Annotated in this window: 21 protein-coding genes; 1 reads left to right on the plus strand and 20 read right to left on the minus strand. The window is 43.8% G+C overall.

Annotated elements, in window-relative coordinates:
* Positions 1-55 precede the first annotated feature (55 nt).
* Positions 56-979, plus strand: coding sequence for a siderophore-interacting protein (locus tag Xvie_RS03850; RefSeq protein ID WP_086108028.1), 924 nt, complete (start codon positions 56-58; stop codon positions 977-979).
* 103 nt (positions 980-1,082) lie between these two features.
* Here the strand turns inward: Xvie_RS03850 and ybeD are convergent, their stop codons facing one another.
* The 20 genes from ybeD to miaB form a co-directional block, all read right to left on the minus strand.
* Entirely contained in the window at positions 1,083-1,346 is a 264-nt protein-coding gene (gene ybeD, locus Xvie_RS03855; protein WP_086108029.1) for a DUF493 family protein YbeD, read from the minus strand.
* Positions 1,347-1,456: 110 nt separating this feature from the next.
* Positions 1,457-2,680 (minus strand): D-alanyl-D-alanine carboxypeptidase DacA, encoded by a 1,224-nt coding sequence (gene dacA / locus Xvie_RS03860; protein WP_086108030.1) that lies wholly within the window; start codon positions 2,678-2,680, stop codon positions 1,457-1,459.
* Positions 2,681-2,913: 233 nt separating this feature from the next.
* Positions 2,914-3,876 (minus strand): endolytic peptidoglycan transglycosylase RlpA, encoded by a 963-nt coding sequence (gene rlpA / locus Xvie_RS03865; RefSeq protein ID WP_086108031.1) that lies wholly within the window; start codon positions 3,874-3,876, stop codon positions 2,914-2,916.
* 12 nt (positions 3,877-3,888) lie between these two features.
* Entirely contained in the window at positions 3,889-5,001 is a 1,113-nt protein-coding gene (gene mrdB / locus Xvie_RS03870; protein ID WP_086108083.1) for a peptidoglycan glycosyltransferase MrdB, read from the minus strand.
* Positions 5,002-5,009: 8 nt separating this feature from the next.
* The gene (mrdA, locus tag Xvie_RS03875) at positions 5,010-6,923 is read right to left on the minus strand and encodes a peptidoglycan DD-transpeptidase MrdA (protein WP_086108032.1); all 1,914 of its coding nucleotides are present in this window, start codon (positions 6,921-6,923) and stop codon (positions 5,010-5,012) included.
* Between the two features lie 36 nt (positions 6,924-6,959).
* Positions 6,960-7,430, minus strand: a complete 471-nt coding sequence (gene rlmH / locus Xvie_RS03880) for a 23S rRNA (pseudouridine(1915)-N(3))-methyltransferase RlmH (RefSeq protein ID WP_086108033.1) — start codon at positions 7,428-7,430, stop codon at positions 6,960-6,962.
* 2 nt (positions 7,431-7,432) lie between these two features.
* On the minus strand, positions 7,433-7,759 hold the full coding sequence (gene rsfS / locus Xvie_RS03885; protein WP_086108034.1) for a ribosome silencing factor: 327 nt from the start codon (positions 7,757-7,759) through the stop codon (positions 7,433-7,435).
* Positions 7,760-7,854: 95 nt separating this feature from the next.
* The gene (gene nadD / locus Xvie_RS03890) at positions 7,855-8,598 is read right to left on the minus strand and encodes a nicotinate-nucleotide adenylyltransferase (RefSeq protein ID WP_086108035.1); all 744 of its coding nucleotides are present in this window, start codon (positions 8,596-8,598) and stop codon (positions 7,855-7,857) included.
* Positions 8,591-9,622 (minus strand): DNA polymerase III subunit delta, encoded by a 1,032-nt coding sequence (gene holA, locus Xvie_RS03895; protein ID WP_086108036.1) that lies wholly within the window; start codon positions 9,620-9,622, stop codon positions 8,591-8,593. The genes nadD and holA overlap by 8 nt, the downstream gene beginning before the upstream one ends.
* On the minus strand, positions 9,619-10,179 hold the full coding sequence (lptE, locus tag Xvie_RS03900) for an LPS assembly lipoprotein LptE (RefSeq protein ID WP_086108037.1): 561 nt from the start codon (positions 10,177-10,179) through the stop codon (positions 9,619-9,621). Before lptE ends, holA begins: the two co-directional genes overlap by 4 nt.
* A 32-nt stretch (positions 10,180-10,211) precedes the next feature.
* Complete coding sequence (leuS, locus tag Xvie_RS03905) at positions 10,212-12,794, minus strand: leucine--tRNA ligase (protein ID WP_086108038.1); 2,583 nt, start codon at positions 12,792-12,794, stop codon at positions 10,212-10,214.
* Positions 12,795-12,992: 198 nt separating this feature from the next.
* The gene (locus Xvie_RS03910) at positions 12,993-13,718 is read right to left on the minus strand and encodes an amino acid ABC transporter ATP-binding protein (RefSeq protein ID WP_086108039.1); all 726 of its coding nucleotides are present in this window, start codon (positions 13,716-13,718) and stop codon (positions 12,993-12,995) included.
* Positions 13,718-14,392: a glutamate/aspartate ABC transporter permease GltK gene (gene gltK, locus Xvie_RS03915; RefSeq protein ID WP_086108040.1), complete on the minus strand. Its 675-nt coding sequence runs from the start codon at positions 14,390-14,392 to the stop codon at positions 13,718-13,720. Before gltK ends, Xvie_RS03910 begins: the two co-directional genes overlap by 1 nt.
* Before the next feature lie 3 nt (positions 14,393-14,395).
* Positions 14,396-15,136, minus strand: a complete 741-nt coding sequence (locus tag Xvie_RS03920) for an amino acid ABC transporter permease (protein ID WP_086108041.1) — start codon at positions 15,134-15,136, stop codon at positions 14,396-14,398.
* A gap of 154 nt (positions 15,137-15,290) precedes the next feature.
* On the minus strand, positions 15,291-16,178 hold the full coding sequence (locus Xvie_RS03925) for an amino acid ABC transporter substrate-binding protein (protein ID WP_086108042.1): 888 nt from the start codon (positions 16,176-16,178) through the stop codon (positions 15,291-15,293).
* A 455-nt stretch (positions 16,179-16,633) separates the two neighbouring features.
* On the minus strand, positions 16,634-18,163 hold the full coding sequence (gene lnt, locus Xvie_RS03930) for an apolipoprotein N-acyltransferase (protein ID WP_086108043.1): 1,530 nt from the start codon (positions 18,161-18,163) through the stop codon (positions 16,634-16,636).
* Between the two features lie 10 nt (positions 18,164-18,173).
* A complete protein-coding gene (gene corC / locus Xvie_RS03935) occupies positions 18,174-19,052 on the minus strand; it encodes a CNNM family magnesium/cobalt transport protein CorC (RefSeq protein ID WP_086108044.1) in 879 nt (292 codons plus the stop codon).
* Positions 19,053-19,124: 72 nt separating this feature from the next.
* Entirely contained in the window at positions 19,125-19,592 is a 468-nt protein-coding gene (gene ybeY / locus Xvie_RS03940; protein ID WP_086108045.1) for an rRNA maturation RNase YbeY, read from the minus strand.
* Positions 19,589-20,566, minus strand: coding sequence for a PhoH family protein (locus tag Xvie_RS03945; protein WP_422645943.1), 978 nt, complete (start codon positions 20,564-20,566; stop codon positions 19,589-19,591). Before Xvie_RS03945 ends, ybeY begins: the two co-directional genes overlap by 4 nt.
* A 93-nt stretch (positions 20,567-20,659) precedes the next feature.
* Positions 20,660-22,090, minus strand: a complete 1,431-nt coding sequence (gene miaB, locus Xvie_RS03950; RefSeq protein ID WP_086108047.1) for a tRNA (N6-isopentenyl adenosine(37)-C2)-methylthiotransferase MiaB — start codon at positions 22,088-22,090, stop codon at positions 20,660-20,662.
* Positions 22,091-22,288: the final 198 nt, after the last annotated feature.

Raw genomic sequence — 22,288 nt, forward strand, 5'->3', positions numbered from 1 at the left:
TATAAAATATATTATCAATAAAGAGAATAACAAAACTGTTTGTTAATATAATATTATGTCTTCAACTTACTCTATTTTTAACTTGTTCTTGAAAGAACGAATCACTATATCACCATCTATATTGCGTTGTGTTTTTGAAGGTTCTGAGGTGCATAAAATGCGACGATATGCACCGGATCAACGTATAAAGTTACTATTTCCCCTGAAAAATAACCCTTCACTACAGGTAAAAGAGGGGGAAGAGTGGCACAGTAATTACATGTCGATTCCCAAAGAAGAGCGTCCTTTAATGAGAACTTATACATTAAGAGCGCTACGCATTGAAAATAATGAGATGGATGTCGAGTTTGTTTTACATGGTAAAAATACCCCGGTATCTAATTGGTTGGAGCAATCTAACCCCGGAGCTTTTTTACAGATTGTTGCCCCGAAAATTGATTCTAATGATAGCCCAATAAATGGGGCTGAGGGCTGTGAATGGAAACCACCGGCACAAGTTCGTCAGGTGTTGTTGATTGCTGATGAAACGGCATTGCCAGCAGCATTGGGTATTCTGGAAGAATTATCAGTATGTGACAATCCTCCCAATATACAGGCATTCTTTGAAGTGCCAAAGCAAGAGGATTGTATTAATACAGAGCAATTTAAATTTGCTAATGTCTTCTGGTTGCCCCGTGATGTTAAAGAAAGGTATGTATATGGTGAACGTCTATTAGAAGCTGTACGTGAACACGTTATTCTACCAGCATCAGCGTTTATTGAAGAACAATTCCTAGCTGAAACTACTTCACCAGATGGTACATTATGGGAAAGAGCTGAAAATGGAAATCAGGCTAACCATTTTTATGCCTGGGTTGCAGCTGAATCATCTGCTGTAAAAAATTTACGCCGTTATTTGCTTCAAGAACGTCATTTAGATCGAACATTAATTAATTTTATGGCGTATTGGGCCAAATCCCCGAGAGATAGTCATTCCTGAAGTACCTCAAGGATAAATGTTATCATGTGTTGCTACCTGTCTGATCGACAGCAACACATTAGCCCAATTGCATAACTTTGGTGCGATTAATACGATTGATTAATTACAATACAACGCGTACCAGTTCCAACGCCCCTAGTTCCTCATACAGAGTTTCAACTTGTTCAATATGCGTTGCATTGATGGTAATGGAAACAGAGTGGTAATTACCTTTACTGCTTGGTTTAACGACAGGAGAATAATCGCCCGGGGCATGGCGCTGAACTACTTCAACAACTTGATTCACTAGCTCAGGTTGGGCCAACCCCATCACTTTATAGGTGAATGAGCAAGGGAATTCAAGCAGTTCATTTAATTTGGTTTTCATAGGCGCTCCTAAAATATATTTGCCACGGCATCATGACTGATTTGCCGTGGCATGATAATTTTCTAACGATATTTAATTAATATAAGACTCAATATCTGGCTTTCAAGAAATTAACCGAACCAGTGATGGAACATCAGTCGGATATAGTCGATTATGCGGCTGAAGAAGCCACCTTCTTTTACTTCGTGCATGACAACCAATGGGCGTTGTTCAATGGTTTTTCCATCAAGCTGGAAGTTGATAGTACCAACAACTTGGTTTTTAGCGAGTGGTGCATGCAGTTCGGTATTGTTCAATACATAGCTGGCTTTCAGGTCTTTCAAACGGCCACGGGGGATCGTTAGGTAAACATTTTTGTCAACGCCCAGTTGGACTTTATCAGTATCACCAAACCAAATTGGTTCTGATGCAAATTCTTTACCGACTTGCAGGGGTGAGACTGTTTCGAAGAAACGGAATCCCCATGTCAGTAATTTTTTGCTGTCAGTTTCACGTCCCTTAAAGGTTGGGCTTCCCATCACAGCAGAAATCAGGCGCATATTGCCTTCAGTGGCGGAAGCAACAAGGTTGTACCCTGCACCGTTAGTGTGGCCTGTTTTAATGCCGTCAACATTCAGGCTATTATCCCATAGCAAGCCATTGCGGTTAGGTTGGCGAATATTGTTATAAGTAAAATCTTTTTCTTTGTAGATAGAATATTCATCCGGCACATCGCGGATTAGGGACTGACCAATTAATGCCATATCACGGGCAGAGCTGTATTGGCCGTGGGCGTCGAGGCCATGAACAGTTTGGAAATGTGTATTTTTCAGCCCTAAATTTTGCACATATTGATTCATCAAGCTGACAAATGCATCTTGGCTGCCTGCCACGTAGTCTGCCATGGCGACACAGGCATCATTGCCAGATTGCAAATTGATACCACGGGAGAGCATGGCAACAGAAACTTGGTCGCCAGGTTTTAAAAACATTAAGGATGAGCCTTTAAATATCGGATTACCCGTTGCCCAAGCATCTTTACCTACGGTAACAATATCATTCGGGCCGATTTTTCCTGATTTAATGGCCTGTCCAATGACGTAGCTGGTCATCATTTTGGTCAAACTTGCGGGATCGCGGCGGATATCCGCATTCTTTTCAGCTAGTACCTTTCCTGAATTGTAATCAATCAGAATGTAGGCTTCTGAATCCAGTTCTGGTACACCGGGGATCATGGTTTTGAAATTATCATCCGCATTGGCGAATGTGGAAACGCTGGCGGCCAGAGCAATGCCTAAGGTGGTATTTTTAATAAAACGGGAAGTGACTATGTATTTAGTAACTATGTATTTCATGATTGATTAAATAACATCCGTGAGAGAGGGATTGATAATAAATGACATAATAACAAATGCAAAAAACGCTGACATTAAACAAAATTGAATGGATTGACGGTTTACACTTTTTTACCCGACTTTTGTTCACTGTAGATTTTATCTGCCTGCTGATATTGATGCATATCATTACTGTCAGCAGGCAGTGATACCATTTATCGCAATTGGATTTCATGAATCAGCGGGCAATAATATTATGAAGCAACAATAAAAGAGGATTGGTGCATCTGATCCGTTAATTTTTTCTGTAGTTCCACAGCTTGCTGGTGGCTATTGAATGGCCCCAATTGGACGCGATAGACGTTACCAAATTGGACGATACGTCCTTGCACGTTAAAACGCTGGCTCAAAGATTGTTGCCAGTCTTTGGCTTTTTGTTCTGTGCTGACGGCTCCTACTTGCACCATATAACTGTTTGTTGATTCAGGAGCAGGTGATGTAGCTGCCGAAACTGGTGCGACAGGCTGGTTCGTTGTATTTCCAGAAAGACTTTGTTCAGTTGATGGTTGTTTCACTGTGTTTTCGTCAGCAGAATTTCCTACTGCAGAAGGAGAAAGAGGTGATTGTGAACCAATATTGGGTCTATCAGGTAAAGCAAAGCTCTGTTTAACTATCGTTGAGCCTACTACTCCCAAACCGGAAAGTGAGCCATCAGATGAAATCAAAATACCATCCAATTTCACTTTGCTTTGTGGCATCAAATTGAGTCGTTCAGCTGCCGCATTGGATAATTCGATGATTTTTCCTGGTTTATTATAAGGGCCTCGATCATTGATTCTAACAATCATCATGCGACCATTACTTAAATTAGTAACACGCAAATAACTTGGAATAGGTAACGTCGGGTGTGCTGCTGTTAAAGCATAAGGACTGGCGCGTTCACCTATTGCTGTCAATTTTCCATTGGATTCTTCACCAAACCAACTGGCATAACCTGTTTGGGTAAAGTGAGAAGGATCTTGCACTATATGATATGTTTGCCCATCCCGCTGATAATCTCGATTCGCACTTGGATGATAAGGCTCATATTGAGGCTCTGCACCCAAAACATCACGAGTTGGAACTGGGGGAAGAGAAGATGTCTGATTGTTTCCTGTTGTGGTACAGCCTGATATCAGTACTGCTACGATGCTAAGTATAAGCCACTGTTGACGCATGAAACTTCTTCCTCATAAACTTTTGGACAATAACTTACGATGCGTATGTATCGACATAATAATGCCGAATCCCGCCATTAAGACAATTAGTGCTGAGCCCCCATAACTAATCAACGGCAGGGGAACACCGACTACTGGCAGGATGCCGCTCACCATGCCGATATTTACAAAGACATAAACAAATAAAATCAGTATCAACCCTCCGACCATTACCCGGCCAAAGGTATTTTGCGCTTTGGTCGCAATAAACAAACCACGCATAATAACCAGCAAGTAGAGTCCGAGCAAAATAAGAACGCCTATCATCCCTAATTCTTCAGCCAGAACGGCGAAAATAAAGTCGGTATGTCGCTCCGGCAGGAATTCTAATTGTGATTGAGTACCTTGTAGCCAGCCTTTTCCGGGCAGACCTCCTGAGCCAATGGCAATTTTGGACTGAATAATATGGTAGCCTTTACCCAACGGATCACTTTCTGGATCTAATAGCATCATAACGCGAGCACGTTGGTAGTCGTGCATCAGGAAAAACCACAATATTGGAATGAAACAGGCAAGTAACAGCACGGCAATGCCAATTAACTTCCAATTCATTCCTGCCAAAAATAGGATGAATAACCCAGAAGCGGCAACCAGAATAGATGTTCCTAAGTCGGGTTGTGCTGCTACCAGTAGAGTAGGGACAAAGATCAAAACGAGTGCAATGCCAGTATTTTTCAGTGAAGGTGGACAGAGATCCCGATTCATAAAACGAGCCACCATCAAAGGAACAGCAATTTTGGCAATTTCTGATGGCTGGAAACGTACAATGCCCAAGTCTAGCCAGCGTTGTGCACCTTTACTAATTTGCCCAAAGACATCAACGAGAATAAGCAGAATAACACAGCCAACATAGAGATAAGGTGCCCAATTTTCATATATGCGGGGAGGAACTTGGGCCAAGATGCACATCACTATAAGGCCCATGATAACCTGTCCGACTTTACGTTCCATCATATCAACATCTTTCCCACTGGCGCTCCACATAATGAAAAGACTGTAGGCCAGTAATGCCAAAATGCCCAGCAGTAAGGGAATATCTATATGTAGTCGGGCCCAGAAAGAAGCCTTGTTTTGTGAATCTGTCATGACTTTATTCAATTAGCATGTGTCCTGATAGCTTGTGATTGGATCGTGTTTGCTCCTGTTGCCGCAGGAGGAGCTTTTTGGTTATCCCTGAGTAAAATATGATCCAAAATTTGACGAACGATATTACCGACAGACGGCCCGGAGCCACCATTTTCAAGAATGATAGAAACGGCAACTGTCGGGTTGTCATAAGGTGCAAAAGCAATCATCAGTTTATGGTCACGCAAGTGCTCAGCAAGTTTGTTTGCATTATAGGTTTCATAGCTGAAAACCTGAGCAGTGCCGGATTTAACGGCTGCTTTATACGGTGCATTGGCAAAGGACTTGCGAGCTGTGCCATTTGGAGCATTGGCTACGCCATACATACCATCTTTAGCAATTTCCCAATACCCGGAATGAATATCTCCGATAGGTTCACTGACCGGAGGATGGTAAGGTTGCATTTCGCCATTTACGCGAGTATTTAGCAAGAAATGAGGCGTTTTTACCTCGCCATCATTGATTAAGATCATTAGGGCTTTTACCATCTGCATGGGAGTTGCAGTCCAGTATCCCTGACCTATACCAACGGAAATCGTATCGCCTTGATACCAAGGTTTTTTATATCGTTTGAATTTCCACTCTCGGGTGGGCATATTGCCGGGGTTTTCTTCTTTTAAATCAATGCCGGTAAATTGACCATAGCCAAATTTAGTCATCCATTCAGACAGTCTGTCAATACCCATATCATAGGCAACCTGATAGAAGAAAGTATCCGCTGATTCGACAATCGACTTATGTACATTCAGCTTACCATGTCCCATGCGTTTCCAGTCACGGTAACGTTGTTCTGAACCCGGCAGTTGCCACCAACCAGGATCATGCGTCGTGGTGTTCTCTGTAATAACATTACTACTGAGGGCTGCAACGGCAACAAAAGGTTTCACCGTAGATGCCGGTGGGTAAGCACCTTGTGTGGCCCGATTAATTAATGGACGATTTGGATCGTCGAGCAGGGATTTATAGTCTTTGCCCGAAATACCATTGACAAACAGGTTCGAATCGTAGCTTGGGTTGGATACCATAGCTAAAATCTCCCCGGTACGGGGATCGGTAACAACAACGCCAGCTCGGCTGGTCGTCAGTATTTTTTCAATAAATATTTGCAGTTCTAAATCGATTGACAGGTAAATATCTTTTCCAGCCTGTGGTGGGTGTTCGTTCAGCCGTCGGAGAACTTTACCTCGGTTATTGACTTCGACTTCTTCAAACCCCGGTTTGCCATGCAGGATGGATTCATAATAACGTTCAATACCCAATTTCCCGATATCATTAGTGGCTTTGTAGTTTGAAAGAATCCCTTCTTTTTCTAATCTTTCTAGATCCTTGTCATTGATTTTAGCAACGTAGCCTATCACGTGGGTGAGGGCGGACTGATAAGGATAATAGCGACGTTGGTAACTTTTGATTTCCAGCCCTGTAAAGCGATATTGATTGATGGAAAACCGAGCAACCTGAATCGGGGTCAGTGAGGTTTTTAAAGGAACAGGGCTAAAACGACGTACGCGTTGACGTTCTTTTTTGAAAGTCTCAATGTCTTCATCAGTGAGCCCTATAATAGAGCGTAACTCATTTAATGTCTTATCAAGGTCAGTAACTTTTTGTGGCACAATTTCTAACTGATAAAAGGTTTGGTTAATTGCTAGTGGTGTGCCGTGGCGGTCATAAATGATGCCCCGGCTTGGGGCAATGGAAACAACTTTAATACGATTGCCATTTGACCGGGTTTGGTAATCTTCGTAGCGCGTGATCTGGAGATTATAGAGATTGGCAATTAAGATGCCTGTTAAAATAATAATGCCTATAAACGCCACTAGTGCACGGCGTATGAATAAGGCCGATTCAGCAGAGTGATCGCGAAAAGGGGTTCTCTTATTCTTCATCCCATTGCCAGAATTCACGGTGTTAGATTACCTAATTTATTCCCGATGATAAGGGTGGTTAGTCGTGATGCTCCACGCCCGATAAAGGCTCTCTGCTACCAGAACCCGGACAAGAGGATGTGGCATGGTTAAAGGAGAAAGTGACCAACTTTGTTCCGCTGCTGCTTTGCAGGCTGGGGCCAGACCTTCAGGACCGCCAATCAGCAGGCTGACATTTCTGCCATCCAGCTTCCAGCGTTCAAGCTGTTGTGCCAATTGTGGTGTATCCCAGCGAGAGCCTGGAATATCCAGTGTCACAATACGGTTACCTTTACCAACTGCGGCTAGCATCTGTTCGCCTTCTTTTTCCAGAATACGCTTGATGTCAGCATTTTTACCTCGTTTTCCCGCTGGAATTTCAGTGAGCTCAAACGGCATATCTTTGGGAAAACGGTTCAAATAATCCATGAAGCCGGTCTGTACCCAGTCCGGCATTTTTGTTCCTACAGCGACCAATTGTAACTTCAAACTCAACTCCAGAGTTTTTCCAGTTCGTACATACGGCGGCTGTCTTCTTGCATAACATGAACCATGATTTCGCCGAGATCCACGACTATCCAGTCTGAAATGCCTTGTCCTTCAACGCCCAGAGGTATGATGCCTGCTTGACGACAGTCATCCACCAGATTATCAGCCACAGACATCAGGTGGCGGCTTGAGGTTCCGGTACAGATAACCATGCAGTCAGTAATGCTGGATTTTCCGCGAACATCAATAGAAACAATATCCTGTGCTTTGGAATCTTCAAGTTTATCAATAACAAATTGTTGTAGTTCTGTGCCTTGCAAAAGGATCACCTATATTTCATAAAATTGGTTAAGTAGCGCAGAATAATAGCATGCCAATCTCTATAAAAGTAAGCGAGTTAGCTGTAAATAACTACATGATTTCGCTATTTCTTATATAGCCTTTGTGAATTGATGTAATTTTGTATCAATGAAGGGAGCAAATCATCACAGCTTATTCCTTGCTGGTGGCGTTGACGAATATCTGTTGCCGAAATGTTTAATAACGGAGTGGCTGCCAAGTAAATATAACCATGTGGTTTTTGGCTCAATGGGTATGGAGAACTAATTTGGTGTTTTTCAAGCCATCTCTGCATTTCCGGGGCCGAAAGTTGATTCTGATAACCCGGACGAGAGCAAACCAGTAGGTGACAAATATCGAGTAACTCTTCCCATTTATACCATGTATGGATAGTTTGTAATGAATCCTGCCCAACAATGAAGGCTAATGGGTATTGCTCACCGATTTCCTGACGAAAGGATTTCAGGGTTTCTACTGTGTAAGATGGTGTTTGTCGCTCCAGTTCGCGGGTATCCACGGTAAACAGAGGGTTATCCTGTACAGCCAGACGCACCATTTCCAGCCGTTGGCGGGCGGTTGCTTCTGGTTGAGGACGATGTGGGGGAACGTGATTAGGCAACAAGATAACCCGCTTGAGCCCAGCTAACTGAGCCAATGCTTCTACAGGACGTAAATGACCATAGTGGATAGGATCGAATGTGCCACCAAAGATAGCTTGGATAACTGGAGAGCCCGCATTGGTTGCAGAGTCAATGTTATTTCTTGGATCAGTATTTTCTGAGTCAATATTGAGGTAGTCAATATTGGTTCGAGTAATAGAATCACGCATTTAAGAAGATCTCTGGTAGTGGTTTTCCGCATAACAGCATGGAAAGCGTTTCCAGGTCAGCCCAAATGGATTGGCTATAATCCTGTTTGACACGCAGTTCCATCTGGGTCAACAAATGTATGGCAGATTGCAGCTCTTGCTGTGACAGGCGCTGTAGTGCGATTGACAGCAATGATCTGCGATTTTGCCAAACCTTGTGTTGATCAAACAAGGTCTTCAAAGGGACAGTCGTATACTGGCGCTTAAGTACCAGCAGCAGCATCAATTCCCTCTGTATAGTACGAAGCAAAATAACTGTCTCGGTATCTTCTTGTCGAAGTTGCTTTAGTATATGCCATGCCCGCTTTATTTTTCCTGCCAGCAAAGCATCAACCCAATGATAGGGGGAAAAGTGAGCCGCATCGTTGACGGCTTCTTCTACGCGAAGAAGTGTCAATCTGTTATCGGGGTAGAGCAGGGAAAGACGTTCCAGAGCCTGGGCCAGTGCCAATAAGTTTCCCTCATAGCAATAACACAGCAATTGATTGGCTTCATCTTCCAGTGATAGCCCCATGTTTTTAGCTCGTTGTGTTACCCATTGCGGCAGACGGTTTTGCTCAGGAATTAAGCAACTGACGAATGCCCCATTTTGCCCAATCGCTTTGAACCACGAGCTATTTTCCTGAGCCTTGGTAAGTTTGTGCCCACGCAATATCAGCAATATATCTGAATGCAGCAATCCCGACAGCTTAGTCAGCCGTTCTGCCATTGCAGCATTCGGGCCATTTTCCGGAAGCAGCAGGGTGAGAGACTGACGACTGGCAAACAGGCTAAGTGACTGACACAAGCTAAAGATTTCATCCCAATCGGTATGGTTATCCAATGTGAAAGTGAAATGCTCCAGGAATTCATGTTGTTCAGCCACTTTGCGGATGCTGTCCTGACTTTCCTGCAATAGTAATGGTTCATTGCCCCATAACAGATAGCTGCCTCGCAGCCCTTCATTGAGCTGCGAGAGAAGTTGTTCAGGATAAAGTCGGATCATTGTTTCTGTATAGCCACAGCTTTTTGTTTTTCTTTGACTTTCTGGAGTTCTGCACTATGAACGGTCAGCAATTGGCGCATAAGCTGACGAGCAGCCTGCTCACGCATTTCCTGTTGAACCAGTTCATTTTCTGCATCTTTTGCCAAAGCTTCTAATGGGTTATCGAAGAAAGATCGATCAACCTTTGCCCGCAATGGGTAGATACTGCCATCTGGCATCAGAATTTGAGCATCTACATTCAGTACCAACAGGCGTTCAGCTGATTTACCATCCTGAAAGACAGAAACTGTCTCTTTGTTTTCACTAGAACCAACAAGTTTCAGGATAGGAATTGAGGCATCGCCATGTTCAATAATTTTGACATCGTTCAGACGAAGTTGTTGACGAACTGCCCGCGCCAGCGGCCCATAAGGGTCGCCAGAACTTAACTGCAATGTTTGAAGCTCTTTTGGTACTTGTGTTGTACCCCGGAGATGAAAACCGCAGCCAGCGGTAACTAGCACCGCCAACCCGAGCAACAACGTGAAAATACGATGTCGTAGATTATTTTCTACCACAAATATGGCCTCCTGTTATCAGCCTACTGTTATTAACCTACAACCAGATTCAGTAATTTGCCCGGAACGTAAATGACCTTGCGGATGCTGACATCTTCAAGATATTTTGTCACACTGTATTCTTGTGCCGCCATCTCTTGGACATACTCTTTTGTTGCATCTGCCGGTACAGTAATACGACCACGAACTTTACCGTTAATCTGGATAATTACCAGTTTAGTATCGTCTACCATTGCCTGCTCATCAGCTTGTGGCCATGCCGCAGTATCAATATCATTTTCATTGCCAAGAGCTTTCCACATGACGAAGCAAGCGTGTGGCGTGATAGGTGAAAGCATACGTACAACCGCAGTTACTGCTTCTTGCATCAGAGCACGATCCTGCTCAGTTTCCTGTGAGGCGCGAGTCAGTTTATTCATCAGTTCCATGATTGCTGCAACGGCAGTATTGAATGCCTGACGGCGACCAATGTCATCAGTGACTTTCGCTATGGTTTTGTGCAAGTCGCGGCGCAGATCTTTCTGTTCAGTGGATAGGCTGCTGACATCCAGCGGTTGGGTTGTACCTTTGTTACTGTGCTCATGAACCAGACGCCAAACGCGCTTCAGGAAACGGTTAGCACCTTCCACGCCAGATTCTTGCCATTCTAGTGTCAGCTCTGGTGGTGCTGCGAACATCATGAACAAACGAACAGTATCAGCGCCGTATTTATCGACCATAATTTGTGGGTCGATACCGTTATTTTTGGATTTCGACATTTTGCTCATGCCGGTATAAACCAGTTCATGGCCGTCTTGATCCGTTGCTTTCACAACACGGCCTTTCTCGTCACGCTCAACAATGACATCAGCTGGGGATACCCAGACTTTTTCACCACTATTGCCAGTGTAATAGAAGGCGTCAGCCAGAACCATGCCTTGACACAGTAAGCGCTTGGCGGGCTCATCAGAGTTGACCATACCTGAATCGCGCATCAATTTGTGGAAGAAACGGAAATACATCAGGTGCATGATAGCGTGTTCAATACCACCGATGTATTGATCCACAGGCAGCCAATAGTTGGCCGCAGCTGGGTCTAGCATGCCTTTATCATAATCCGGGCAGGTATAGCGTGAGTAATACCATGAAGATTCCATAAAGGTATCAAAAGTATCAGTTTCAAGCAGTGCAGGCTGACCATTGATGGTTGTTTTTGCCCATTCAGGATCAGCTTTGATTGGACTGGTGATCCCATCCATCACAACATCTTCTGGCAAAATAACTGGCAATTGATCTTCTGGAACAGGAACCACCGTACCATTTTCCAATGTTGCCATTGGAATTGGAGCACCCCAATAACGTTGACGAGAAACTCCCCAGTCACGCAGGCGATAGTTAACTTTACGTTGGCCAACGCCCATTGCAACCAGTTTGTCAGCTATAGCATTGAAGCCTTCTTCATGGCTCAGTCCGCTGAATTCACCGGAATTAACCAGTGCATTTTTATCTGTGACTGCAGCTTCTTGAACGTTTGGTACATTGCCATCATTGTCGAGAATAACGGCTTTCATTGGCAGGTTATATTTAGTAGCAAACTCCCAATCGCGTTGGTCGTGTGCTGGTACAGCCATAACCGCACCTGTGCCGTATTCCATCAGGACAAAGTTGGCAACCCAGATAGCGATCTTTTCGTTGGTCAATGGATGAATGACAAACATGCCTGTTGGCATGCCTTTTTTCTCCATGGTTGCCATATCAGCTTCAGCAACTTTGGTATTGCGGCATTCGTTGAGGAATTCTGTCAGCTCCGGATTATTTTCAGCAGCTTGTTGTGCCAGAGGGTGGCCGGCTGCTACAGCAACATAGGTTGCCCCTATGAATGTATCAGGGCGAGTAGTATAAACGGTAAGTTTTTCTTGACTGTCAGCAACATTGAATGTGATTTCGACACCTTCAGATCGACCAATCCAGTTGCGCTGCATGGTTTTGACCTGTTCCGGCCAGTCTTCCAGTTTATCCAGATCGTTCAGCAATTCTTCTGCATAATCGGTGATCTTAATGAACCATTGTGGGATCTCTTTACGCTCAACTTGGGTATCACAACGCCAGCAGCAGCCATCAATAACTTGCTCATTAGCCAGAACCGTCAGGTCATGTGGACACCAGTTAACTGCGGAAGTTTTTTTGTATACCAAGCCTTTTTCATACAGTTTAGTGAAGAACCACTGTTCCCAGCGATAATACTCTGGTGTACAAGTAGTGACTTCACGATCCCAGTCATAGCCAAAACCCAGTGTTTTTAACTGGTTTTTCATATACTCGATATTGGAGTAAGTCCACGGGGCAGGAGCGGTATTATTCTTGACAGCAGCCCCTTCTGCTGGCAGGCCAAATGCATCCCAGCCGATAGGTTGGAGAACATTTTTGCCCAGCATACGCTGATAACGGGAAATCACATCACCAATGGTGTAGTTACGGACATGGCCCATATGTAGTCGGCCAGAAGGATAAGGTAGCATGGACAGGCAATAATATTTTTCTTTGCTGCTGTCTTCTGTCACTTTGAACGTTTGCTTCTCTTGCCAGTGAAGCTGGACTTGTTGTTCTATGTCTTCTGGACGATATTGTTCTTGCATGGCACCGATGATCCTATGGTGAGTAATAAAGCTACGCCTTTAGCGTGCATAGTTTGTTTATGAAATCAAAGATTCCATAGCATAGCTGATAAGGGATAGGGGCAACAACTCTTGTTAAAGGAGGAATGTGGAAAATTATTTATTTTGTGGGAATATTTAAAGTCGGCGGTAGTTTTGCTATCCGCCGACGAAGGAAAATCAGTGCAGAATTTTTGCTAGAAAATCACGTGCGCGTTCTGATTTTGGGTTAGCAAAGAAATCTTCTTTCTTACTGTCTTCGACAATTTTGCCTTCATCCATGAAAATAACACGGTGTGCCACCTTTTTGGCAAATCCCATCTCATGGGTAACAACCATCATAGTCATACCTTCGTTCGCCAGTTCAACCATGACATCCAGCACTTCATTAATCATCTCGGGATCAAGTGCGGAAGTGGGTTCATCAAACAGCATGGCGATAGGGTCCATGCAGAGTGCGCGGGCGATAGCAACACGTTGTTGCTGACCACCAGAAAGTTGTGCAGGGAATTTATCCGCATGGCTGGCTAATCCAACTCGCTCCAGAAGTTTCAAACCTTTTTCAGTAGCTTCTTTCTTATCACGCTTTAGTACCTTCACCTGAGCCAGTGTCAGGTTCTCAATAATGGAGAGATGAGGAAAAAGCTCAAAGTGCTGAAACACCATTCCCACTTTGGAACGCAATTGTGCCAGATTGGTGCTCTTGTCATTGACTTTTGTGTCGTTTACTCGAATTTCACCTTGCTGGACAGGTTCGAGGCCATTGACCGTTTTTATCAGTGTGGATTTACCGGAACCAGAAGGCCCACAGACCACGACTACTTCGCCTTTTTTGACTTCAGTCGAGCAGTCAGTAAGAACCTGAAATTGGCCATACCACTTGGATACATTTTTCAGGGAAATCATCAAACAGTCCTTTTCTTCAAATAGTTAACCAGCATAGAAGCGGAAAAACTAATCACAAAATAAACAAAGCCGGCAAACAGAACCATTTCAACCTGAGTGCCGTCGCGCTCACCAATATTCGTCGCTGTACGGAAAAAATCCGCCAGACTGAGTACATATACCAGAGAGGTATCTTGAAATAATACAATGCCTTGTGTCAGTAGCAATGGGATCATTGCCCTGAATGCCTGTGGCAGTATGACTAGTCGCATACTTTGCATATGAGTCATACCCAATGCCAGCGCAGCAGAGGATTGTCCACGGGAAATGCTCTGGATACCAGCCCGAATTATTTCGGAATAGTAAGCGGCTTCAAAGAGCGAGAACGCTACCATTGCAGAAATTAAACGGATATCAGTTTTTGGTGATATACCTAGAACATTTTGTAATAAGTTAGGCACAATCAGATAAAACCACAGTAATACCATCACCAATGGAACTGAGCGAAAAAGGTTAACATACAGGGCGGAAAACCAGCTCAATATTTTAATGGATGAGAGGCGCATAATCGCCAGAATGGTTCCCCAGACAATACCGATAATAATAGCTATTACGGTGATTTTGGCTGTTATCATCAACCCACTTAGAAGAAAGGGCAAACTTGGTACAATTGAACTCCAGTCAAACTGATACATTTCTTATCGCCCTCCCATATTACCTGGCAAACGTACTTTTTTCTCCAATACGCTCATGGCGAGCATGATCACGAGGTTAATACCCACATAAGCCAGTGTGATCGCTGTGAATGATTCATAGGCGTGTGCGGAATAATCCAACAATTTACCTGCCTGGGCAGCCATATCAACCAGCCCGATTGTGGAAGCAATAGCAGAGTTTTTGACCAAATTGAGCATTTCCGAAGTCATTGGGGGAATTATCACTCGGTAGGCATTTGGCAGCAAAATGTAGCGGTAGGTTTGTGGCAGGGTTAAGCCCACGGCCAACCCCGCGGCTTTTTGCCCTCTTGGAAGTGACTGGATTGCTGCACGAACTTGTTCGCATACACGGGCAGCAGTGAATAATCCTAAGCAAATGACGGAGGAAATAAAAAATTGGATATTGGGGTCCAGATCCATTTTGAACCAATCGCTCAGGTTTTTAGGCAGGAATTCGGGAACTACCAGATACCATGTAAAAAATTGGACAATGAGAGGAACATTGCGAAATAACTCAACATAACAGGTTCCAAGCCCAGAAAGGAATTTATTCGGGACGGTACGGAGAATACCGAATAATGAGCCGACAATAAGCGCAATGATCCACGCACAGATAGAAAGTGCCACCGTTACTTGAAAGCCAGAAATGAGCCACCCCAAATAGGTGGTATTGCCAAAAGGGGCAGCTTGTAAAAAGATGCCCCAATTCCAATCAACAGACATAATCATACTCCCTGACATGGGGGTTGGCAGTAATACTTAAAAATGATTCATTTGTTGTAATTTATTGAACTAAAAATGATCTAAAAAAATGAGGTAGGGAACGGCTACCTCATACCCGTCGTGCCAATAAAACCGGGATTTTTTAGTTCCTTGCCTAATTCAATGCTTTATCGTTTGGCGATTTAAACAAGGTTCTCATTTCATCTGACATAGCGAAGTTTAAATTCAGGTTCTTAGGTGGAATTGGTTTTTTGAACCAGCGATCAAACATTTTTTCTGCTTCACCGGAGGTCTGTACTTTGACAATGGTGTCATCAATCAATGTCTTGAATTGAGGGTCATCCTTGCGCAGCATACAGCCATACGCTTCTTCTGATTGTGGTTTACCAACAATGATCCATTGATTGGGCTTTTTCGCTTTTGCGCGTTCCCCAGCAAGCAGAGCATCGTCCATCATAAAGGCGACAGCACGGCCTGATTCCAGAGTGCGGAATGAATCGCCATGGTCTTTGGCACTAATGATGCGCATTTTCATTTGCTTTTCATCATTAAGTTTATTCAACAATATTTCAGAGGTGGTACCGGAAGTCACTACAACGTTTTTCCCTGCCAGATCATCAAATCCTTTGGTGCCTGAGTCTTCTTTAGTCAGCAGGCGAGTACCTACGGCAAAGATGGTATTGGAGAATGCGGCCTGTTTCTGTCGTTCATGATTATTGGTTGTAGATCCACATTCAAAATCGAATGTACCGTTTTGCAGCAGGGGAATGCGGTTCTGTGAGGTAATTGGAATCAACTTGACTTGTAGGTTAGGTATATCCAGTTTTTTCTTAACAGCATCGACAATTAAGTTGGAATAATCTTGGGAATAACCGACGACGTTTTGCTGATTATCGTAGTAAGAGAATGGAACAGAAGATTCTCTGTGCCCAACAACGATAATGCCATTATCTTTGATTTTTTTTAATGTTCCAGTCAATTCTTCAGCATGAGCAGTTCCTACCGCGCTAAGCAACATCATGGTTAACATCAACTTACGCATACATAGCTCCTGTATCGGGTTGTTTTTTTGTGCGATTGGATTATTTACAGATAATTGTGTTTCTATTTGGATGAATAACGCTGCCTATAGAAACGATTTTCTGAGTTATTTTGTTTATATGTCGTAAAAAAATAATTCATAATGTTACTTTTTTGAAACCATAATGTTTCAATTTCGAGACTTGCATCGCACTATAAATAAACAATTTCATTTATGTATGCTTAAAAAGCGATAATATTGAATGCTGTTCACACTTTGCACTTTTTGGAATAATTCTCTGTTATTTAGCGCTATCTTTGGTTATATGTATTATAAAATTGCGTTGTTTCGGTGATGAAGGCGATGGTTAGGGGGGATTTTCTGAACTTGTCTATGGAATTTGATAACAAATATATAAAGTCAGGGTATAAGTAATATACCCTGACTTTTATTAACGTTTTATCAATTATAGGAAATTAAATTTTTTGACGCTTTCTTATAAAAGCAAAGATGAAAAACAAGGTACTTGCTCCCCATACCGGCCAATTTCCCAAGCGAAAATAGGGGGTTATCCCTGTAGTTGGCGTGACTTTGGCTTCTAATACCTGCCGGGTAAATTGTGGAAGTTCGGCCTGAATAGAACCGTCTGGGTTGATTACCGCTGTAATACCATTATTTGTTCCTCTTAGTAGAGGGCGACCCAGTTCAAGGGAGCGCATTCGAGCCATTTGGAAATGCTGCCATGGGCCAATAGAACGCCCAAACCAAGCATCATTAGAAACGGTCAGGAGGAACTCCGTATCAATCTTGAAATTATTACGTACTTGTTCACCCAAAATAATTTCATAGCAGATAGCAGCGGTAATATTGTGTCCTGCAACAGAAAGCTGTGGCTGGATATAATTGCCTTGGCTAAAAGAAGACATCGGCAAGTTGAAGAGAGGTGCCAATGGGCGCAATATCGATTCCAGCGGAACAAATTCACCAAAAAGTACAAGATGGTGTTTGTCATAACGGGTGAGTGCTGGATATTGGTAAGGTGTCTTATCCCCCAAGACGATAATGCTGTTATAGATTTTATTATCTTCCAACGGTGGTTGGATACCTACAATACCAGTGATCAAGCTAGTATTGTGCCTCCTCAGCAGGGTGTCCAATTTGGTCAGAAAATAACGTTGATTATATTCATTATCAGGAATGGCAGCTTCCGGCCAAATGATGATTGGTACTTTACCAATAAAAGGGATGCTGCTCTCTAAATAGATATCCAGTGTCTCATCACGAACGATAGGATCCCATTTCATGGACTGGGGAATATTGCCTTGAACCAGTGCGATATCGGTCGTTTTTTCCGGCTGTAAAGTGTACCACTGGTAGTGTCTCATTGGCCATGGCGACAGTAGCAGCAGAATGGCAATAATGGCCGTTGATAGCTTTTTGTGAACAGTGGCAATCACCAGCAGCCCGCTGATCATCATAAGCAGGAAGGTAATACCTTCTACACCCAGAATGGGCGCAATGGCTTTCATCGGACCATCAATCTGACTATAGCCGAATTGTAACCAAGGAAATCCTGTTAGTATCCAACCACGCAAGAATTCGGTGACTTGCCATAGTGCCGGGCTGACAATAACCAGTCTGATACTGTTGGTGCTTGGGAAAAAGCGGTTTAATAAACCGGTAAATAGCGCAGGATAAAGAGCAAGATAGGCAGAGAGCAAGATCACCAAAAAGATATTAATGGCGGTAGGCATACCTCCAAAATCGGCGATACTGACATATACCCAGTTTGCACCACTGCCAAATAAGCCAAGGCCCCAGAATAAACCAATAAAGCAAGCCTGACGGGTTGTTCGGTTTAAGGAAAGGATTTGTAGGCCGAAAAGAGAAATAAGTGCTGCTGGCCAGAAATCAAAAGGTGAAAAAGCCAGCGTTCCGCTGGCTCCGAAGAAAAGTGCCAGTACAGCACGCAGTCGCTGGCAACTCATGAATGAGGCTTTGTTCATTCAGATCCTATTATTGTTTGTCAAGGCTAGGAATGTCAGCATCATCAGGTATTTTTACATGTACCTGAATAATTTTACGGCTATCAGACATTGCTACTTTGAAAAGGTAGCCATCAATGGTGATGGATTCTCCACGGGAAGGCAGATGCCCAAATGCCTGCATGACTAGTCCACCAATGGTATCAACCTCTTCATCGCTGAAATTGGTGCAAAAAATATCATTGAAATCCTCAATCTGAGTCAGTGCCCGCACTGAATAAGAGTGGAGGCTTAAAGCACGAATATCGTTATCTTCATCATCATCGTATTCGTCCTCTATTTCACCCACAATCAGTTCAAGGATATCTTCAATGGTGACCAACCCTGAAACACCGCCAAATTCGTCGATCACAATCGCCATATGGTAGCGTTGGGAACGGAATTCTTTCAGCAGACGGTCAACACGTTTACTTTCCGGCACTACAACAGCCTGACGAAGTACTTTATCAATGCTGAAAGGCTCTGCATTTGTACGCATAAAAGGTAGCAGATCTTTCGCCATTAATATGCCTTCGATGTGATCTTTGTCTTCGCTGATCACAGGAAAGCGTGAGTGGGCCGAGTCGGTAATAACATCCAGACATTCGTCCAGAGATTGGTTGCGTTTTAAGGTAACGATCTGTGAGCGTGGGATCATGATGTCACGCACGCGTTGATCAGCAATATCCATTACACCCTCAAGCATTTCTCGGGTATCGGGATCGATTAGGTCGTTCTGCTCAGAATCACGGATCAGTTCAACCAAATCATCACGGTTTTTGGGTTCACCGTGAAAAAGCTGATTAAGAAGCGCAAAGAAGCCTTTTTTAGGGCCAGGGCTATCGTTACTTGAAGGATGGTCGTCGCTCATGGCGTTTTAATGAAACTTCCTCATTAATAAAATCGTAGATTCTTATGTTTAACATAAAAATGTTGGAAATAGTTATTCTTTTTCTATTAAGTAGGGATCAGAATAACCCATTTTTTTTAGAATCTCTGTTTCCAAAGATTCCATCTCTTCCGCTTCATCGTCTTCGATATGATCATATCCCAGAAGATGGAGGCTGCCGTGAACAACCATGTGTGCCCAGTGTTCCTCAACGGTTTTTTGTTGCTCTTCTGCCTCTTTTTCAACAACCTGACGGCAAATAATTAAATCACCAAGTAAAGGCAATTCAACTTCAGGCGGAGCTTCAAATGGGAAGGATAACACATTAGTTGGTTTATCTTTCCCGCGATAAGTGAGGTTTAAATCATGGCTTTCTGCTTCATCAACCAAACGAATGGTGACCTCGCTTTCTACCTGAAATTGTGGCAAAACACCTTCCAGCCAGCGCTGGAAAAGGGCTTCCTCAGGAAGCCCTTCGGGGTTTTCACATGCAATCTGCAAGTCTAATATGACTGAACTCATTTTACTTCCTGTTTGTGTTTCTCATTGAGCATTTTTTTGCGTTCTTGCTCCGCTGCTTCCCATGTTTCATAGGCGATAACAACTTTTGCAACCACCGGATGGCGAACAACGTCTTCACTATATAAGAAGTTAAAACTCAGATCATCAACATCGGATAAAACTTCTATTGCATGGCTCAGACCTGATTTTTGGCCTCTTGGCAGGTCAATCTGAGTCACGTCACCTGTAATGACCGCCTTGGAATTAAAACCAATGCGGGTCAGGAACATCTTCATCTGTTCGATGGTGGTATTCTGACTTTCATCAAGAATAATAAAGGCATCATTAAGAGTACGTCCACGCATATAAGCCAGTGGCGCCACTTCAATAACGTTTCTTTCGATCAGCTTCTCAACTTTTTCAAATCCCATCATCTCAAAAAGGGCATCATAAAGCGGACGCAGATAAGGGTCGACTTTCTGACTCAGGTCGCCGGGCAAGAAGCCCAGTTTTTCGCCGGCTTCAACCGCAGGACGAGTCAGCAGGATGCGACGGATCTCTTGGCGTTCTAGTGCATCAACCGCAGCGGCAACGGCCAGATAAGTTTTTCCTGTGCCTGCAGGCCCAACCCCGAACGTGATGTCGTGATCGAGGATGTTAGCAATATATTGCGCCTGATTGGGAGTACGGGGCTTTACAACACCCCGCTTGGTTTTGATATTCACGGCCTTACCGTATTCAGGAACGCTTTCTGCTGCTTGTTCCAGTACTCGACTTTCGGTGATGGAGAGATGAATTTGTTCAGGCTCAAGATCGGGTATCACGCCGCGTACGGGGGCCGTATTGACATAAAGGTTACGTAGAATTCCTGCCGCTGCACTAACATACAGTGGCTTACCTACCAGTTTGAAACGGTTATCGCGTCGGCTAATCTCAATGCCCAAACGACGTTCAAGTTGTTTCAGGTTGTCATCCAGTGGTCCACACAGGCTCATCAGACGTTGATTATCCGCAGGTTCCAGAAAAATTTCTTGTGTTGCTACTTGTGGGTTTATTTGTGTCACTGATTATCTCTATGTTAGGGCCTATTAAGGCTGATAAAAGCCAACGCCGATTTCGTCTTCCTTACGAGTACGGGCAATGACTGATTCAGGTGACTCATGGATACGCAGATCCATCTCATCTTCAGTACGGATGACTTTACCACGCAGGGAATTGGCATATACGTCAACAATTTCGACATCAACAAACTGGCCAATCATGTTCGGTGCTCCCTCAAAGTTAACCACTCGGTTATTTTCAGTACGGCCAGAGAGTTCCATGATATTTTTGCGCGATGGGCCTTCAACCAGAATGCGTTGTGTGCTGCCAAGCATTGCACGGCTGAAGCTCATGGCTTGTTGATTTATGCGCTGCTGAAGCAGGTACAAACGCTGTTTTTTCTCTTCTTCACTTACGTCATCTGGCAAATCGGCTGCCGGTGTCCCTGGGCGCGCTGAATAGATAAAGCTAAAACTCATGTCGAAGTTAACATCGGCAATCAGTTTCATTGTTTTTTCAAAATCATCCTGTGTTTCACCTGGGAAAGCCACAATGAAGTCAGAGCTGATCAAAATATCAGGGCGAGCCTTGCGCAAGCGGCGAATAATGCCTTTATATTCCAGTGCGGTATGGGCACGTTTCATCAGGGTAAGAATGCGATCAGAACCACTCTGGACTGGCAGGTGCAGGAAACTGACCAATTCAGGTGTATCTTCGTAGACCGCGATAATGTCATCAGTAAATTCAATTGGATGGCTGGTGGTGAAGCGGATTCGGTCTATGCCGTCAATAGCCGCCACCAGACGCAACAGCTCTGCAAATGTGCAGATATCGCCATCAAACGTTGCACCACGATAAGCGTTAACGTTTTGACCGAGCAAATTAACTTCACGTACACCTTGTGCAGCAAGTTGTGCAATTTCTAATAAAATATCGTCACAAGGGCGGCTGACTTCTTCTCCGCGAGTGTAAGGTACGACGCAGAATGTGCAGTACTTATTGCAGCCTTCCATGATGGAAACGAATGCTGTTGGGCCTTCTGCACGAGGTTCTGGAAGGCGGTCGAATTTTTCAATTTCAGGGAAACTGATATCAACGACTGGGCTGTGGGTGCCTTTTACATGATTAATCATTTCTGGCAGGCGGTGCAGGGTTTGTGGTCCGAAAATAATATCGACGCTAGGTGCGCGCTGACGAATGTAATCGCCTTCCTGAGAAGCGACGCAACCACCTACGCCAATGATGATTTCAGGTTTTTTATCTTTCAGACCTTTCCAGCGACCGAGTTGATGAAAGACTTTTTCCTGAGCCTTTTCACGGATTGAACAAGTATTCAGGAGTAAGATATCAGCTTCTTCGGCGACATCGGTTAACTGATAACCGTGAGTGGTTTCCAGCAAGTCGGCCATTTTGGATGAATCGTATTCGTTCATCTGACAGCCCCAGGTTTTGATGTACAGTTTTTTTATCGTCGACATTTTGTGTATCCGGTGTTTCCAGTGGAATGATGCTTCAACACTGAAAAAGCGCAATGTATTGCACATAGTGTATTTAGCATAATATTGTTGGCTATTGTAGTCATTTGAGGGACCAGTGACCAGACTGTAACATCGGATATTCACAGCCGGAAAGGGAAAATTCCGGTACACTATTTTAATCAATAAGTTAATGACGTG

Source organism: Xenorhabdus vietnamensis (genome assembly GCF_002127535.1).
Lineage (GTDB): Bacteria > Pseudomonadota > Gammaproteobacteria > Enterobacterales > Enterobacteriaceae > Xenorhabdus > Xenorhabdus vietnamensis.

What these genes read in the sequence shown, in the direction of transcription:
- Xvie_RS03850 (WP_086108028.1), top strand. Translation starts at nt 56, where the DNA reads ATGTCTTCAACTTACTCTATTTTTAACTTGTTCTTGAAAGAACGAATC.
- ybeD (WP_086108029.1), bottom strand. Translation starts at nt 1,346, where the DNA reads ATGAAAACCAAATTAAATGAACTGCTTGAATTCCCTTGCTCATTCACC.
- dacA (WP_086108030.1), bottom strand. Translation starts at nt 2,680, where the DNA reads ATGAAATACATAGTTACTAAATACATAGTCACTTCCCGTTTTATTAAA.
- rlpA (WP_086108031.1), bottom strand. Translation starts at nt 3,876, where the DNA reads ATGCGTCAACAGTGGCTTATACTTAGCATCGTAGCAGTACTGATATCA.
- mrdB (WP_086108083.1), bottom strand. Translation starts at nt 5,001, where the DNA reads ATGACAGATTCACAAAACAAGGCTTCTTTCTGGGCCCGACTACATATA.
- mrdA (WP_086108032.1), bottom strand. Translation starts at nt 6,923, where the DNA reads ATGAAGAATAAGAGAACCCCTTTTCGCGATCACTCTGCTGAATCGGCC.
- nadD (WP_086108035.1), bottom strand. Translation starts at nt 8,598, where the DNA reads ATGCGTGATTCTATTACTCGAACCAATATTGACTACCTCAATATTGAC.
- holA (WP_086108036.1), bottom strand. Translation starts at nt 9,622, where the DNA reads ATGATCCGACTTTATCCTGAACAACTTCTCTCGCAGCTCAATGAAGGG.
- leuS (WP_086108038.1), bottom strand. Translation starts at nt 12,794, where the DNA reads ATGCAAGAACAATATCGTCCAGAAGACATAGAACAACAAGTCCAGCTT.
- Xvie_RS03910 (WP_086108039.1), bottom strand. Translation starts at nt 13,718, where the DNA reads ATGATTTCCCTGAAAAATGTATCCAAGTGGTATGGCCAATTTCAGGTT.
- gltK (WP_086108040.1), bottom strand. Translation starts at nt 14,392, where the DNA reads ATGTATCAGTTTGACTGGAGTTCAATTGTACCAAGTTTGCCCTTTCTT.
- Xvie_RS03920 (WP_086108041.1), bottom strand. Translation starts at nt 15,136, where the DNA reads ATGTCTGTTGATTGGAATTGGGGCATCTTTTTACAAGCTGCCCCTTTT.
- Xvie_RS03925 (WP_086108042.1), bottom strand. Translation starts at nt 16,178, where the DNA reads ATGCGTAAGTTGATGTTAACCATGATGTTGCTTAGCGCGGTAGGAACT.
- lnt (WP_086108043.1), bottom strand. Translation starts at nt 18,163, where the DNA reads ATGAACAAAGCCTCATTCATGAGTTGCCAGCGACTGCGTGCTGTACTG.
- corC (WP_086108044.1), bottom strand. Translation starts at nt 19,052, where the DNA reads ATGAGCGACGACCATCCTTCAAGTAACGATAGCCCTGGCCCTAAAAAA.
- ybeY (WP_086108045.1), bottom strand. Translation starts at nt 19,592, where the DNA reads ATGAGTTCAGTCATATTAGACTTGCAGATTGCATGTGAAAACCCCGAA.
- Xvie_RS03945 (WP_422645943.1), bottom strand. Translation starts at nt 20,566, where the DNA reads ATGAGCCTGTGTGGACCACTGGATGACAACCTGAAACAACTTGAACGT.
- miaB (WP_086108047.1), bottom strand. Translation starts at nt 22,090, where the DNA reads ATGTCGACGATAAAAAAACTGTACATCAAAACCTGGGGCTGTCAGATG.